This window comes from Demequina pelophila (assembly GCF_000971175.1).
Classification (GTDB): Bacteria; Actinomycetota; Actinomycetes; order Actinomycetales; family Demequinaceae; genus Demequina; species Demequina pelophila.
This window is the reverse complement of record NZ_BBLY01000005.1, coordinates 50,793-64,028: the sequence shown is the minus strand read 5'-3', so window position 1 is coordinate 64,028 and position 13,236 is coordinate 50,793. Positions and strand designations below refer to the sequence as shown.

13 protein-coding genes and 1 tRNA gene are annotated in these 13,236 nt (G+C 73.3%); 13 read left to right on the top strand and 1 reads right to left on the bottom strand.

Features of this window, described 5'->3' with window-relative positions; translation table 11 throughout:
* Nucleotides 1-135 precede the first annotated feature (135 nt).
* From AOM03_RS08340 to AOM03_RS08325, 4 genes are all read left to right on the top strand, one after another.
* The gene (locus AOM03_RS08340) at nucleotides 136-1,425 is read left to right on the top strand and encodes a hemolysin family protein (RefSeq protein WP_062380279.1); all 1,290 of its coding nucleotides are present in this window, start codon (nucleotides 136-138) and stop codon (nucleotides 1,423-1,425) included.
* Nucleotides 1,422-2,489 (top strand): hemolysin family protein, encoded by a 1,068-nt coding sequence (locus tag AOM03_RS08335; protein ID WP_062380277.1) that lies wholly within the window; start codon nucleotides 1,422-1,424, stop codon nucleotides 2,487-2,489. Before AOM03_RS08340 ends, AOM03_RS08335 begins: the two co-directional genes overlap by 4 nt.
* Nucleotides 2,490-2,614: 125 nt before the next feature.
* Complete coding sequence (locus AOM03_RS08330) at nucleotides 2,615-3,445, top strand: M15 family metallopeptidase (protein WP_062380275.1); 831 nt, start codon at nucleotides 2,615-2,617, stop codon at nucleotides 3,443-3,445.
* A gap of 21 nt (nucleotides 3,446-3,466) precedes the next feature.
* Nucleotides 3,467-3,952 (top strand): hypothetical protein, encoded by a 486-nt coding sequence (locus tag AOM03_RS08325; protein WP_062380273.1) that lies wholly within the window; start codon nucleotides 3,467-3,469, stop codon nucleotides 3,950-3,952.
* Between the two features lie 42 nt (nucleotides 3,953-3,994).
* Here AOM03_RS08325 and AOM03_RS08320 read toward each other — a convergent pair.
* Nucleotides 3,995-4,067 (bottom strand) — tRNA-Arg (locus AOM03_RS08320).
* A gap of 76 nt (nucleotides 4,068-4,143) precedes the next feature.
* Here AOM03_RS08320 and AOM03_RS08315 point away from each other — a divergent pair.
* The 9 genes from AOM03_RS08315 to AOM03_RS13010 all read left to right on the top strand — a co-directional run bounded on the left by AOM03_RS08315 (nucleotide 4,144) and on the right by AOM03_RS13010 (nucleotide 13,192).
* Nucleotides 4,144-5,364 (top strand): sensor histidine kinase, encoded by a 1,221-nt coding sequence (locus AOM03_RS08315; protein ID WP_062380271.1) that lies wholly within the window; start codon nucleotides 4,144-4,146, stop codon nucleotides 5,362-5,364.
* A complete protein-coding gene (locus AOM03_RS08310; RefSeq protein ID WP_062380269.1) occupies nucleotides 5,361-6,059 on the top strand; it encodes a response regulator in 699 nt (232 codons plus the stop codon). The genes AOM03_RS08315 and AOM03_RS08310 overlap by 4 nt, the downstream gene beginning before the upstream one ends.
* 128 nt (nucleotides 6,060-6,187) lie before the next feature.
* The gene (locus AOM03_RS08305; protein ID WP_062380266.1) at nucleotides 6,188-6,943 is read left to right on the top strand and encodes a M15 family metallopeptidase; all 756 of its coding nucleotides are present in this window, start codon (nucleotides 6,188-6,190) and stop codon (nucleotides 6,941-6,943) included.
* Between the two features lie 24 nt (nucleotides 6,944-6,967).
* Nucleotides 6,968-7,330, top strand: a complete 363-nt coding sequence (locus AOM03_RS12715; RefSeq protein WP_062380264.1) for a hypothetical protein — start codon at nucleotides 6,968-6,970, stop codon at nucleotides 7,328-7,330.
* Between the two features lie 54 nt (nucleotides 7,331-7,384).
* Entirely contained in the window at nucleotides 7,385-9,058 is a 1,674-nt protein-coding gene (gene argS, locus AOM03_RS08295; protein WP_062380262.1) for an arginine--tRNA ligase, read from the top strand.
* Nucleotides 9,059-9,060: 2 nt separating this feature from the next.
* Nucleotides 9,061-10,395: a diaminopimelate decarboxylase gene (gene lysA / locus AOM03_RS08290; RefSeq protein WP_062380260.1), complete on the top strand. Its 1,335-nt coding sequence runs from the start codon at nucleotides 9,061-9,063 to the stop codon at nucleotides 10,393-10,395.
* Between the two features lie 82 nt (nucleotides 10,396-10,477).
* Nucleotides 10,478-10,936: a sigma-70 family RNA polymerase sigma factor gene (locus AOM03_RS08285; RefSeq protein WP_062380259.1), complete on the top strand. Its 459-nt coding sequence runs from the start codon at nucleotides 10,478-10,480 to the stop codon at nucleotides 10,934-10,936.
* On the top strand, nucleotides 10,933-12,927 hold the full coding sequence (locus tag AOM03_RS08280; protein WP_062380256.1) for a hypothetical protein: 1,995 nt from the start codon (nucleotides 10,933-10,935) through the stop codon (nucleotides 12,925-12,927). Before AOM03_RS08285 ends, AOM03_RS08280 begins: the two co-directional genes overlap by 4 nt.
* Nucleotides 12,928-13,039: 112 nt before the next feature.
* Nucleotides 13,040-13,192, top strand: a complete 153-nt coding sequence (locus AOM03_RS13010; protein ID WP_227589960.1) for a hypothetical protein — start codon at nucleotides 13,040-13,042, stop codon at nucleotides 13,190-13,192.
* Nucleotides 13,193-13,236 lie beyond the last annotated feature (44 nt).

Sequence of the window (13,236 nt, the reverse complement as noted above, 5' to 3'; positions counted from 1 at the left end):
TTCGGTGGTGCCTATCATCGTGCCTCAACGTACAGGTGCACAGCACTCATCCCGGTTTTGGGACAATCGTTATCCCAGGGGCTTCTGCCGCCCGGGATATCCTGTTCGCACCATGGACCCTGACAGTTGCCGCCCGTGAGCGCGTGGATCCTCGTCGGCGTCGGCGTGCTTCTCACGCTGGGCACCGCGGTGTTCGTGGCCGCAGAGTTCTCCCTGGTTGCGCTCGACCCCGCCCACGTCGAGGGGCGTCGGGCCGGCCGCGTGCGCCGCGCGCTCAAGCGCCTGTCCACCCAGCTGTCCGGCGCCCAGGTGGGCATCACGCTCACCACCATCCTGCTCGGCTACACGGCGCAGCCCGCGCTCGTCGAGCTGTTCGAGGTGCCGCTGTCGACCCAGCCTCTGTCGCGCACGGCCGTCGCGGGCATCGCGGGTGCGCTGTCGCTCATCGTGGTGAACGCCTTCTCGATGATCGTGGGCGAGCTGGTCCCCAAGAACATGGCGCTCGCGGACCCGATGCGCGCCGCCTCGGTGGCCGCGCCGCTCAACATGGCGTTCACGGCCGCGCTGCGGCCCGTCATCGCGACCCTCAACGGCGCCGCGAACGGGATCCTCCGGGCGCTGGGCATCGAGCCCAAGGAGGAGCTCTCCGGCGGCCGCTCCCGGCAGGAGCTCGCGGCGCTCGTGCGGCGCTCGGCCGAGGCGGGCACCCTCGCACCCTCGACCGCGCTGCTGCTCAAGAACTCGATCGAGCTCGACGACCTCGCGGCCATCGACGTCATGACGGACCGCACGCGGATGCGCACGCTGTCCGCGGACGCGACCGCCGCGGACGTCCTGCGCGCCTCGCGCGCGACGGGCCACAGCCGCTTCCCCGTGCTGGGCGAGGGGCCCGACGATGTGCTGGGCCTGGTGCACCTGCGCGCCGCCATCGCGGTGCCCGCCGCCGACCGGGAGGCCCGGACGGTGCGCGAGCTCATGGCGGACGCGCCGCGCATCCCCGAGACCATGCAGATGGGGCCGCTGCTGGTCGAGCTGCGGGGTCTGGGCTACCAGTGCGCGATCGTGGTCGACGAGTACGGCGGCACCGCGGGCATCGTCACCCTCGAGGACGTGGTCGAGGAGCTCGTGGGAGAGGTCGCGGACGAGCACGACCGGCGCCGCGCGCCCGTGCACCGCGCGCCCGGAGGCGCCTGGATCGTGCCCGGCGAGCTGCGCCCGGACGAGGTCCACGAGCGCACCCGGCTCGTCGTGCCCGAATCGCCCGCGTACGAGACCGTGGGCGGCTACGTCATGGCGGTGCTCGGCCGCGTGGGCGCCGTGGGCGACGAGGTCGAGTCCGACGGGCTGCTGCTGCGCGTCGAGCGCATGGACGGCCGGCGGATCGACCGGGTCCGCCTCACCCCCGTGGGCGAGGAGCCGTCATGAGCGGCTCGATGATCCTCGCCGTCGTGGGCCTGCTGCTCGCCAACGCCTTCTTCGTGGGCGCGGAGTTCGCGATCATCTCCGCGCGCCGCAGCTCGATCGAGCCGCGCGCCGCCGCGGGGTCGCGCGCCGCGGGCACGGTGCTGTGGGCGATGGAGCACGTGTCCCTCATGCTCGCGACGGCGCAGCTGGGCATCACGGTGTGCTCGGTCGCGCTCGGCGTAGTGGCGGAGCCCGCGCTCGCGCACGCGCTCGAGCCGGGCCTCGAGGCACTGGGGCTCCCCGCCGGCGCCGCGCACGCGGTCGCGGTCGCGATCGCGCTCACCGTCATCGTGGGACTGCACGTGGTGGTGGGGGAGATGGTCCCCAAGAACGCCGCCGTCTCCAGCCCCGACCGTGCGGCCATGGTGTTCGGCCCGCCGCTCGTGTTCATCGCGCGCGCCGTCAACCCCATCATCGTCGCGCTGAACTGGGTGGCCAACGGGGTGGTCCGCGCGCTGGGCTTCGAGCCCAAGGACGAGGTCACGAGCGCCTTCACGGCGGACGAGGTCCACAGCATCGTCGAGCGCTCGAGCGCGGAGGGCACCATCTCCGACCCCACCGGGCTGCTCACCGGCGCGATCGAGTTCTCCGAGCGCTCCGTCGAGGAGGTGATGGTGCCGCGCGAGCACGTGCGCACCGTGCCCGGCACCGTCACCGTCGAGGAGCTCGAACACGTCGCCACCGAGACCGGCTACTCCCGGTTCCTGGTCGCCGACGGTGAGGAGTGCATCGGCTACCTCCACGTCAAGGACGCCCTCTATGCGCGTCCCGTGGAGCGCGAGGAACCCATCCAGGCGTGGCGCATCCGCGACCTCCCCGTCGTGGCCCCGGGGATGCAGGTGGAGGAGGCGCTCGCCCGGATGCGCCGCTCGGGTGCGCACGTCGCGGCCGTCCGGGACGGCGGCACGACCGTCGGGATCGTGTTCCTCGAGGACATCCTCGAGGAGCTCGTGGGCGAGGTGCGCGACTCGCTCGCGCGGCGCGAGGCCCTCGAGGAGGGCGAAGGTCCGGTTCGTCCGGTGTGAGCAACGAGACATCCACAGGATTTCCCTTCACCGTTACCAATCAGTAATCTTTTCTTGACCGCGCGCGTCCCTCGAGTCGCCGCGGTTCGGCATGTCGGAACTGAACCGCGAGCGAGGAGGCCAGGGTGACCACGAGTGCGACGCCGCACCCCGCACGCCCCGGCCGTTCCCGCCGCTCCCGCCGCCAGCACCACACGCAGCAGGTCCAGGCGCGCGTGTCGCATCGGCGCCGTGCGGCCCTCACCCGGCTGGGCGTGATGCTCGGCTTCGTCGCCGCGATGGTCGTCTACCCGGTGATGGGCACGGTCAGCCCCTACGCGAACGCCGCGGAGCAGGTCGAGGCCGCGCAGGCCCCCGTGATCTCCGCCGCCGCGTCCACCGCGACCGCGATCCTGGGAGCCGCACCCGAGTTCGAGAGCTCGGACCTGCCCCTGCCCACGGTCGACGAGCGCGCCGGCACCGTCCTGACCTCGAACGAGCTGCCCATCGTGTCCGCCGCGCTTCCCGACTGCGACCCGGAGTTCGAGCCCGCCACCTCGAACGGCCGGCTCACCGAGGACCAGCTGTGCGACCTGTGGCAGGAGGGGGAGATGCTGCGCAACGACGCCGCCATCGCCCTCGCCGAGCTCAACGAGCGCTTCCGCGCGCACTTCGGCGTCGACATCTGCATCGCGGACACCTACCGCTCGCTGTCCGAGCAGTACCGGATCAAGGCGCTGCGCGGATACCTCGCGGCCACCCCCGGCACCTCGATGCACGGCATGGGGCTCGCGATCGACCTGTGCGGCGCGCACGCCCGCGGCGTCTACTACTCGTGGCTGAGCGACAACGCCGGCCTCTACGGCTACTGGAACCCCGACTGGGCCAAGGGCTCCAAGTACGAGCCCTGGCACTGGGAGTTCAAGTCCGGCACGGGCGACTACTACCAGGAGTACTGGGGCCAGGTCATCGACTGACGCCCCTCGTAGGCTGGCCCCGTGACCCCACCCGACGACGGCGCGACGCCGCGCCGCACGTGGATGCCGCTCGCGCTCGCGCTCGGCATCGCCGCGCTGGTGGTCGTCGGCGCGTTCGTCGCGAACGCGCTGCGCTCGGGGCTTCCCGCCGCGAAGGCCGATGCGGTGCGCGCCTGCGAGGCCGCCTACGCCTCCCAGGCGGAGTCCGGCACGCCGCTCGCCGCGATCGTGGGCGGCGACGTGTTCGCGGCGGGCGAGTGGCGCGACCGGTGGGCGCTGCTGCAGGGCCACGGGTACCTGGCCGAGGCGCCCACGGACGAGGAGGCGGCGGCCGCCGAGGCGCGCGCCGAGGGCCTCGCCGCGGCGGGTCGCGACACCATCGAGGTCGTGTGGCTGCTCGAGAACGGCGAGCACTGGACGTGCGCGGTCGAGGTGGAGGCCGATGCGGCGGACGATGCGACGGTCACCCTCGCGCGGCTCGTGCCGGCGGGCGAGGCGGCCGACTGACGCGACGAAGGCCCCTCCGAGGAGGGGCCCTGCGTGGCTGCGTGCCCCCGACAGGAGTCGAACCTGCGACCTACGGTACCGGAAACCGGCGCTCTATCCGCTGAGCTACGGGGGCCTCGCGGGACCGGCCCGCGACGCACCAGGGTACCAGGGTGCGTGCCCGCGCGGCCCCACCGCGTAGCCTCGGGGCCATGAGGCGGTTCGAGAGGTGGCGCGCGTTCGATCGTCGCCTCCCGTGGGTGGCCGATGCGCTGCTCGCGGCCGCGCTCGGCGCGCTCATGGTCTCGGACGGGCTCCAGGCGCAGTTCGTCGACGCGCACGAGTACCGCTACGTGCTCGCGCTGGTCGCCGGGCTGTACGCGGCGCTCGCGGTCCGGCGCGTCGCGCCGCTCGTGTGCATGGCCGCGCAGCTCGCGCTGTTGGCCGCCCTCACCGGCGTGGGCACCGTCGCCCTCGACGCGTACGTGCCGGTCGCGGTGGGGGTGTTCTCGATCACCGCCTACCGGCGCGGCTGGTGGCACGCGGGGGCCGCGGTCGTCGCGATGGCCCTGGGGGCCACCAACGGGCTCGGCCAGCAGGGCTTCTCGGTGCTCGCGGTGGGTCTGGGGTGGTACTCGATGCTGCTCGTGGCGGCCGGCTGGGCGTTCGGGCTCGCGGCCCGGCAGCGCCAGGCCGCCGTCGCCGCGCTCGAGGACCGCACGCGCCGGCTCGAGATCGAGGCCGCACAGCAGGCCGCGCTGGGCGCCGCCGCCGAGCGCGAGCGCATCGCCCGCGAGATGCACGACGTCATCGCGCACTCGCTCACCGTGATCGTCGCGCAGGCCGACGGCGGCCGCTACGTGGCCGAGCGCGACCCCGCCGCCGCCCGCGGCGCGCTCGCCGCGATCGGCGACGCGGCCCGCCGCGCGCTCGCGGACACGCGGTCCATGCTGGGCGTGCTGCGCGATCCGCAGGGCGGGGAGGCCCCGCTCGCGCCGCAGGCGGGCGTCGACGGGCTCGCGGACCTGCTGACGCAGGCCCGGTCGAGCGGGCTCGACATCGTGTTCGAGGAGCGCGGCGACGCGGCGGACGTCCCCGGCCCCGTCTCGCTCGCGCTCTACCGGGCCGCGCAGGAGTGCATCACCAACGTCCTCCGGCACGCGGGCGTCCACGCCCCGGCCCGGCTGGCGCTCGTGTGGGAGCCCGACCGGGTGACCCTCGAGGCGGTCAACGGCCCCGCCAGTCGCGCGAACGCCGGCATCTCCGCCGGCACCGGCCCCTCGCGGACCCTCGCCACCGCGGGCTCCGGCCTGGGCCTCGCCGGCATGGCCGAGCGGGCGGCCTCGCTGGGCGGGACGCTCGAGCACGGCCCCACGCCCGACGGCGGCTTCCGCGTGCTCCTGACACTTCCCCTGGGAGGGACCCCGGCATGACCATCCGCGTCGCGCTCGTCGACGACCAGCAGCTGGTGCGCGCCGGCTTCCGCATGGTGATCGACTCGCAGGAGGACCTCGAGGTGGTGGTCGAGGCCGGGGACGGCGAGCAGGCCCTGCGCCTGCTCGGCTCCTACGCGGTCGACGTGGTGCTCATGGACGTGCGCATGCCGCGCCTGGACGGCATCGCCGCGACGGAGGCGCTCACCGCCCCCGACGCGCGCCTCGCGCCCGGGTCCACCCGGCCGCCGCGGGTGATCGTGCTCACCACCTTCGACCTCGACGAGTACGTCATGGCCGCGGTGCGCGCCGGAGCGAGCGGGTTCCTCCTCAAGGACGCGGACCCCGAGGCGCTGCTCGCCGCGATCCGCACCGTCCACGCCGGCGACGCCGTCATCGCGCCGTCCGCGACGCGCCGCCTGCTCGAGAAGCTCGTGACGAGCGAGCCCGCGCAGCGCCCCGAGGACGACCTCACGGCCCGGCTGATCGAGGGCCTCACCGACCGCGAGCGGGAGGTGCTCGTGCTCATGGCGCGAGGGCTGTCCAACACGGAGATCGCGGACGCGCTCGTGGTCGCGGAGGCCACGGTGAAGACGCACGTGGGCCGCGTGCTCGCCAAGACCGGCTCCCGCGACCGCGTCCAGGCGGTCGTCGCCGCGTACCGCGGCGGGCTCGTCGACCCCACCGGGACCTAGGTCCGTCAGACCGGGGGATGATGCGCATCGTCCCAGGTCACGACCCTGGCGGGACGCCCACCCGGCGGGCTGATTCCTAGCCTGGAGGGGCGCCCTCAGGGCGTCCCTCGACCCGCCAGGAGAGCCTCGTGACCCCTTCCCGTCCCGTCCGCGCCGACGCCCGCGTCCAGCCCCGCGCCGCCCGCCCGCGGCGCGCCTCGTGGCTCCGGCACGCCGTCCTGGGCGCGACCCTGCTGGGCGCGGCGTTCGTGGTGGGCGGAACGGTGGTCGCCGCGGCGACCCTGCTGAGCGGCGGCAGCCCCGCGGCCGGCGTCACCGGCCTCGCCGGCGGCCCCGCGGAGGAGGAGCCCGCCACGCCCCAGGTCACGGCCTCGGCGTCGCCGCCGCCGGTGTTCTACACGATGGACGACGGCACCGTGGAGTCCGGTCACCTGGACGTCGACAAGCTGTGCCCGCTGTCGTGGGACGCGGAGGAGCTGCTCGACTGCGCCGCCGCCGAGTCGCTCGAGCGCATGAACGAGGCGTTCCGCGCCGAGTTCGGCACGGACATCCTCGTCGGCGAGACCTACCGGACGTTCGAGTTCCAGGAGGAGCTCGCCCTCGAGCTGGGCCCCACGGCCGCGACCCCGGGCCTGTCGAATCATGGCTTCGGCCTCGCGATCGACGTCCCCGGCTCCCGGATGCCCGGCGGCTACGACGGCGACCAGTTCGTGTGGCTCATGAACCACTGGGCCGAGTTCGACTGGGAGCGTCCCGCGTGGGCGGAGTGGGGCACGGACATGGCCGAGCCGTGGCACTACGAGTACGTCGGCGAGCCCGACTACCGCGGCGACGGCGTCCCGCTCGACGGCGCGACCCGCCACGACAGCCCGCACCGGGACTGACCCGTGCGGTGGCATGCTGGGCGCATGAGGCCCCGGACCCTGGTCCTTTCCGTCGCCATCGCCGTCCTTCTCGCCGCGTGCGGCGGGGGAGGGGACGATGCGCGCGAGGCCCGGGCGGCCGACGCCACCGGCACGGTGGTGGAGGTGGTGGACCGGGCGGACCCGGTGGTGATCACCTTCGCGCCCGACGCCGGCGGCGAGTACTACGACGGCGCGCGGCTCACGCTGGCCACGGCCGGCGGGCTGGTCGACTCCGAGGGGGAGGCGCTCACGGGCGCGGACCTCGCGGTGGGCGACCGCATCGAGATCTGGACCGAGGAGTGCGCCGAGTCCTTCCCCGTCCAGTGCGGCGGCGTGCTCGCACGCCTGGTGGTCGACGGGGAGTAGCCGCTCCCGGGCGACCGCCGCATCGTCCCTCGACCGCCCGCATACACTGTCGGGGTGACACCTGAAGAACTCTCCGCGACCATCCGCTCGGCCCTGCTGGCGGGAATCGACGACAGCGACTTCCAGCTGTCCCCGTTCGACGTCCCGGAGGTGCGCGTCGAGCGCCCCAGGCAGAAGGACCACGGCGACTGGGCGACCAACGTCGCGATGCAGCTGGCCAAGAAGGCCGGCTCCAACCCGCGCGAGTTCGCCACGACGCTGGTCGAGCGCCTGCTCGAGGACCCGGGCATCGAGGCGGCCGAGGTCGCCGGGCCCGGCTTCATCAACATCCGCCTGGCCAAGGGCGTGGCGGGCGAGCTCGCGCGCGGCATCGTCGACTACGGCAAGGACTACGGCCGCGGCGAGTCGCTGACCGGCACCACCGTGAACCTCGAGTTCGTGTCCGCGAACCCCACCGGCCCGGTCCACCTGGGCGGCGCGCGCTGGGCGGCCGTGGGCGACTCGCTCGCGCGGCTGCTCGAGTTCCACGGCGCCACCGTGATCCGCGAGTACTACTTCAACGACCACGGCTCGCAGATCGACAACTTCGCGCGCTCGCTGCTCGCGGCCATCCGCGGCGAGGACACCCCGGAGAACGGCTACGGCGGCGACTACATCCAGGAGATCGCCAACCAGGTGCTCATCCAGGCGATGGAGGCGGGGGAGAAGGACCCGCTCGAGCTGCCCGAGGAGGAGGCCCAGGAGTTCTTCCGCAAGCGCGGCGTCCACCTCATGTTCGACCAGGTGAAGGAGTCGCTGCACCAGTTCGGCGTCGACTTCGACGTGTACTTCCACGAGGAGTCGCTGCACCGGTCGGGCAAGGTCGAGAAGGCGCTCGAGGAGCTCAAGGCCTCCGGCGCGCTGTACGAGTCCGAGGGCGCCTGGTGGCTGCGCTCGACCGACCAGGGCGACGAGAAGGACCGCGTCGTGGTGAAGTCGGACGGCAACGCCGCGTACATCGCGGGCGACATCGCGTACATCCGCGACAAGCACGAGCGCGGCGCGGACCTGTGCATCTACCTGCTGGGCGCGGACCACCACGGCTACATCGCGCGCCTCAAGGCCGCCGCGGCGGCGCTGGGCTACGACCCCGACTCGGTCGAGGTGATCATCGGGCAGCTGGTGAGCCTGGTGAAGGACGGCCAGCCCGTCCGGATGTCGAAGCGCGCGGGCACCGTGGTGACCATGGAGGACCTGGTGGACGCGGTGGGCGTCGACGCCGCCCGCTACGCGCTGGCGCGCTCGTCGGCGGACTCGACCATCGACATCGACCTCGACCTGCTCGCCTCCGCGACCAACGCGAACCCCGTCTTCTACGTCCAGTACGCGCACGCCCGCTCCGCCGGCGTCGCCCGCAACGCGGCCGAGTACGGCATCCGCCGCGAGGACGGCTTCGATCCCGCGCAGCTCGAGCACGACACCGAGGCGGCCCTGCTGGGCATCCTGGGCGAGTTCCCGCGCATCGTCACCCAGGCCGTCGAGTTCCGCGAGCAGCACCGCGTCGCCCGCTACCTCGAGGACGTGGCCGCGGCGTTCAACCAGTGGTACGACCGCACCCGCGTCACCCCGCAGGGCGACGAGGAGATCACGGACCTGCACCGCACCCGCCTGTGGCTCAACGACGCCGCGGGCCAGGTGCTGCGCAACGGCCTCCACCTGCTGGGGGTCTCCGCTCCCGAGAGGATGTGACCATGGGCGAGGTGTTCTCGACGACCGTCCGTCGCGTGGCCGACGGCGCGCTCTCCGTGGGCGGCTGCGACGTGCGCGACCTGGCCGGCGCGTACGGAACGCCGCTCTACATCGTCGACGAGGAGGACCTGCGCGGCCGCGCGCGGGCCTTCCGCGAGGGCTTCGGCGCCGCCTTCGGGCGGTACGGCGCGGAGGTCGACGTCTACTACGCGTCCAAGGCGCTGCTGAGTTCCAAGATCGCCCGGTGGATGTTCGAGGACGACATGTGCATGGACGTCGCCTCCGGCGGCGAGCTCGAGATCGCGCTGCGCGGCGGGATGCCGCCCGAGCGGATCGGCCTGCACGGCAACAACAAGTCCGATGCGGAGCTGCGCCGCGCGCTCGAGGCGGGCGTGGGCCGGATCATCGTCGACTCCATGACGGAGATCGAGACCCTCAACGCGATCGCGCTCGAGCTGGACCTGGTCGCGCCGGTCATGGTGCGCATCACCACGGGCGTCCACGCGGGCGGCCACGAGTACATCGCCACGGCGCACGAGGACCAGAAGTTCGGCCTCTCGCTCGCCTCCGGCGCCGCGTTCGAGGCGCTGCTCGAGTGCCACGACGCCGCGGGCCTGCGCCTCAACGGCATCCACACTCACATCGGGTCGCAGATCCTCTCGCTCGACGCGTTCCAGGAGAGCGCCGAGCGCATGCTGGGCCTGCGCGCCGCCTTCGCCGCGGACACGGGCATCTGGCTCGACGAGGTGGACCTGGGCGGCGGCTTCGCGATCCGGTACACGCCGGACGACGAGGAGCTCGCCCCGCACCGGGCCGCCGCCGGGGTGGCCGATGCGGTGGCCGCCGCGGTCGACAAGGTCGGGGGCCCGTGGCCCCGGTTCTCGATCGAGCCCGGCCGCGCGATCGCCGGCCCCGCCGGGATGACCCTGTACCGGGTGGGCGTGGTCAAGCACGTCGCGCTCGAGGACGGCGGCGCGCGCCAGTACGTGGCCGTCGACGGCGGCATGAGCGACCACATGCGGACCATCACCTACGGCGCCTCCTACACGGCGACCGTGGCGTCGCGGGTCTCCGAGGCAGAGCCGGCGCGCTCGCGCGTGGTGGGCAAGCACTGCGAGAGCGGGGACATCGTCGTCAAGGACGTGGAGCTCCCGAGCGACACCTCGCGCGGCGACCTGCTCGCGGTGCCCGCGACGGGCGCCTACGGGCGGACCATGTCCAACAACTACAACGCGCTGCTGCGGCCCGCGGTCGTGTCGGTGCGCGACGGCGAGGCGGACGTCCACATCCGCCGCGACACCCTCGAGGACCTGCTCTCCTGGGACGTCGCGCCGTAGCCGTCGTCGCGCACCGTTCCTGACCGGTCTCCTGTGGGTGATCCGGGTCGCCCGCGGGTCTAGGGGGTGAGGGGGTGGCGAGATGCTCGAGGTCGAGAGGCTGACGTTCGGGGACTTCCACGCCGTCGCGGAACCCCGGCTTCGCGTCGCCTTCGGGGCGCGGTACGGCGATGTCGACGGCCGCGACGCGACGGCCGAGGCGCTCGCATATGCGTGGGAGCACTGGGACCGCGTGCGCGCCATGGACAACCCTGTCGGGTACCTGTTCCGGGTCGGGGAGTCGAAGACCCGACGGATCCGCCGGCGGACGCCGGTGATGGCCGCGTTGCCGCCCGAGGGGCTGCCTGAGGTAGAGCCGGGGCTGCCTGCCGCCCTGTCGCGCCTGCCCGAACGGCAGCGGATGTGCGTGGTGCTCGCGACAGGGCTCGGATGGACGTACCGCGAGGTGGGGGAGCTGCTCGACGTATCGCCCTCGACGGTCGAGACGCATGTGAGACGTGGGCTCGAGGCGCTGCGTCGGAGGCTGGGGGTGGAGTCATGATGTCGCTCGAGGAGCAGGTTCGGGCCTACGCACGGCACGCCGAAGCGGCCGTGGCGCCCGTGTCGGTCGACGAGGCGGTCGCGCGCGCCGCTCGGGCGGAGGCGACGGTCGAGACGCCGCGGGCTCGGCGCGGGCGACTGATGCCCGCGCTGGTCGCAGCGGTGAGCGCGGTGCTCGTAGCGGTGGCCGCGCTCGTGCTGCTGCGCGTCTCGCAAGCGCCGCCCGAGCCCGCTGTGGACGACCTCGTGCCGGACCCCGTCGGGGACGTCGGAGCCGAGGAGTACTGGCCGCAGCACGACGGCGTCATCGAGTCGACGGCGGAGCTCGCGGTGCCCGACTGGATCGTCGTCGAGGAGGATGAGGAAGGTCGCATCCGCGAGAACCTCGTCGGTCTCGAGCACGCGGCCGGCCAATACGTGATGTGCGGAGGTGACATCGACGGTTTCTGGTACGCAACCTCGGAGGACGCAGCGAGCTGGGAACGCGTGGACGTTCCCTGGACGGTGCAGAGTCCCGCGGGGTTCGGCTGTCCTGGAGTCTGGGGCGACACGGCAGTGTCTCTCGATCCGAGGAGCGAGACCCACGTATTGACCGTGCGGCACGGGAGCGAGACCTCGACCCGTGAGTTCGCGGACGGCGTCGGCGCCGTAGCGGTCGGCGGGCCGGGGGCGCTGGTCCTCGCGGGTGATGCACATTGGCTCGTGAGCGAAGGCGGCAGCGGCCTCCACTGGTTGCGCCTTGGCGATGCGGACCACCGATCCATCGTCGACGTGATCGGCACGGAGGACGGCTACTACACCGTTGAGCCGACGGGCGGTTCCGACGATCCCTTCATGGTGAGGTTCAGCGGCGACGGTGCGGGATGGACCGTCCTCGGCTCGGTGGAGGGGCACGGCGGAACGCTCGTGCGACGCGACGGGCGTGCGGTGTGGACCGGGGACTCGGGATCGCCGTCGTACTCCCTGCTCACGCCGGACGGCGTCCTCGCGTCGGCGCCTCTGCCCGGATCGAGGGTCGACCGAGACGAGGCGCCGGACGCCCCGCACAGGGTCGCGATCGGAAGCGCGGGAGCGTTGGTCGCGGACCCTGCCGCCGGCCGCGCCATCCAGGTCGGCCTGGCGCGCTACGGCGAGCCCGGACGGGCGGTGCAGCTGGGCGGCGCCACCGTCGCGGTGAGTGGCGCCGCCCACGATGGCACGTACCTGGTCCTGACAGGGGCGGACGAGGCCCCTCAGCCAGGCCGGCTGGCGCTCTGGCGGATCGAATCCGCGCCGGGCGGTGCGGTATCGACGCCCCCTCCGGTGAGCGAGCCATCCGGCGGGACCGTCGATCCAGCGACGCGTGAGGAAGGCGTGCTGACGTCACGAGGCGGACTCGACATCCAGGCGATGCAGCGGGCCGCCGGTGGAGTGGTGCAAGGTCTCGAGGTGCAGGGCCGAAAATACCTCGCGTGCGGAGAGGGCGGCCCGCGCGGCTACTGGTACGCCTGGTCGGCGGACGGGGCCGCGTGGCAGGTGACCGACGTGGGCGGCACCGTGGTCAACGGGCTCGGGTGGGATCGGACGGGCTGCGCGGGCGTGTGGGGCGACACGGCTGCGTGGGCCGAGGGCGAGCACGCGGTGACCGTGCTCAGGGAGGGCGAGGCTGTTTCGACGGACTTCGATTCCCAGGTCTGGATCGTGCTCGTCGGAGCGCCCGGTGTGGTCGCGTACACCGATGGCGGCACGTGGTTCTCCGACGACGGCGTGGATTGGAGTCCGATGACCGGTGACCACGGGACGATTCTGCAGGCTATCGGTGCGGGCGACGGCTTCTACCTGATCGATCCGACCCGCGGTCCGAGCGACCCGCTCAAGGTGCTGCACTCCCCCGACGGCCAGGCCTGGGACGTCGTGGGCGAGGTCTCTGGAGGCTGGGATGTCCTGGCCCGGCGAGGCGGCTCGGCCGAGTGGACGGGGAGCCCGGGGCTCTTCTCGGAGCTCGCGCGCTGACCGGCACCGCGCATCGTCCTGCCGGGCCGTTCCGGTGGCAAGGTGCCCGATCCGGGGGTTGACTGGATCCCGGGCGGCATGGTCGCCGGCCCACGCACCGGACGGAGACCCCATGCCCGAGCAGCCGCAGGACAAGCCCAGCATCTGGAATCACACCCCCGACCCCGGCGAGGGCTACGAGGACGAGGTCGACGACGACCCGGGCGAGGCCGGCTCGCCGGTCGACATCCCGGCCGAGGTCGTCATCCCGCGCAAGGCCGAGTAGCCGCGACCCGCATCGTCCCCGGGCGCCGCCCGGACGCGGAGGCG